This is a genomic window from Amycolatopsis sp. CA-126428 (genome assembly GCF_002904335.1).
Lineage (GTDB): Bacteria > Actinomycetota > Actinomycetes > Mycobacteriales > Pseudonocardiaceae > Amycolatopsis.
In genome coordinates this window covers 1-1574 of record NZ_PPHF01000024.1, presented here as the reverse complement: position 1 = coordinate 1574, position 1574 = coordinate 1, and the positions used below count along the sequence as shown (strand labels likewise).

At 69.8% G+C, this 1574-nt stretch carries 3 protein-coding genes; 1 reads left to right on the top strand and 2 read right to left on the bottom strand.

Features of this window, described 5'->3' with window-relative positions; genetic code table 11:
* Positions 1-311: 311 nt before the first annotated feature.
* Together C2L58_RS48495 and C2L58_RS06295 are read right to left on the bottom strand one after the other, a co-directional pair.
* Positions 312-617: a hypothetical protein gene (locus tag C2L58_RS48495; protein WP_146073534.1), complete on the bottom strand. Its 306-nt coding sequence runs from the start codon at positions 615-617 to the stop codon at positions 312-314.
* A complete protein-coding gene (locus tag C2L58_RS06295) occupies positions 614-997 on the bottom strand; it encodes a GNAT family N-acetyltransferase (RefSeq protein ID WP_103336599.1) in 384 nt (127 codons plus the stop codon). The genes C2L58_RS48495 and C2L58_RS06295 overlap by 4 nt, the downstream gene beginning before the upstream one ends.
* 296 nt (positions 998-1293) lie before the next feature.
* On the opposite strand from C2L58_RS06295, the gene C2L58_RS50250 reads away from it, so the two are divergent.
* Positions 1294-1574: hypothetical protein (locus C2L58_RS50250; RefSeq protein WP_233225585.1), on the top strand; the 281-nt coding region annotated here is incomplete at its 3' end.

The window sequence follows — 1574 nt, the reverse complement described above, 5'->3', positions numbered from 1 at the left end:
CACGGGTGACATCCTTCCACGCAAGGCCGAAGCCTCACACATGAGGTGTCAAGCAAACCCTGGGCAGACCCGTCGCTGATGAGGATGTTGTTGGGGTTGAGGTCGGTGTGCAGGAGGTGTTCGCCGGCGAGCAGGGCCAGGTCGGCGTCGTCGGCCAGGCCGGTCCACCGTTGTTCGATCCGCGGCAGCGGCAGTTCGGGTGGCGGGAGCTCCCCGAGCCGGGCCAGGGTGCGGGCGAGGGCGGCGAGGTCGGAGGAGCCGACGGAGAGGTCGGCGGCGCGGCCGGGAAGGTGGTCGAAGCCGAGCAGGTCCTAGCCGGCGACATCCAGATGCCAGCGCAGCCGGGGAGCGATACTGGCGGCATGGGGTGCGATTGCGGCTTCGCGGTGCTGGCTGCGTACACCGGGATGGTTGCTGGGCATTCCTTTGACGAACACGGCGGAGTCGTCGGCGTGCAGTACGGCGGCGAGCTTGGAGTTCAACCCGGTGCCGACCGGTTCGATGTGGCGGATCTCGCCGATCTTCGCGGTGATCGCGGCGCGTGCTGCTGACGGGATGGCGTCGATGGTGATGCGGTCGCGGGTGCCCATGGACGCCGCCATACCCGGCTGGGTCATGCGGCGACAGTGCAGGTGAAACCGAGGGTGATCAGCCCTTCGGAGCAGAACAGCCGCTCCGACGGCCCGCCGGTGGCGGCCTGCAGTACCTGGTATCGCGCGCCATGCCGCGCGCCCCAGGTCATCGCGGCGCGCCAGAGGGCACGGCCGTGGCCGAGTCCTCGGTGGCTGGAGGCGATGCCGAAGTACTGCGGGAGCAGCGCCGGTGTGCCGTTGCGGTCGGGCAGCACGGCGAGCGGGCCGATCGCCCCGAAGATCGTGCCGTTGTCGATCGCGGTGAGTATCGGGCCGTCGACGCGGCCTGCCCGCCAGCGCCGGTAGAGGAACCCGAACCCGGTGCCCGGTACCTGGTCGGCCAGCTGCGCGAAGGTGTCCTGCACCGGTGGGGGAAGGCGTCGAGTTCGCGGATCCTGGTGGCAGGGGAGTCGGCGGTGGCAGAGGCGTCGTCCTCGGTGAACGGCTTGAGCAGAACGCGGGTGGTAGCGACGGCGTCGGCTCGCGGCGGTTCGGGGGTGAACCACAGGACTCGCCCGGTCGCCGCGCCGAATTCGGTGCACCAGCGTCGTGTCGCCGTGCGGAGGGCTGCGGTGTCGGGCGTGGTCGGGCTGTAGACGTGGGTTTTGATCATTCCGGTTCCGCGGCGGGTGAGTGTGGGGATGATCGTCAGGTCGGGGCGGTGGACGATCTGGTCGACGAGGACGGTTTCGGATTTGCTGGCCGACCAGCGGCGTTCCTTGTCGAAGGGCAGCATCTCGCCGGTGCGCCCCGCGGCCGCGACCTCGTCGAAGAGCTCCGGCCGGAGCGTGTCGGGGTGTACCGGCCCGAGGGTGGGGACGACGGGCACCTGCAGGACGCGGTGCAACCAGCCCGGCCGGAATCGCATGAGTTGCTCCTATGTCAAGCCGCTGCGGGGAGTGCGGCCGTGAGGGTTGTGGTGTCGGTTCGCAGGAGGTTGAA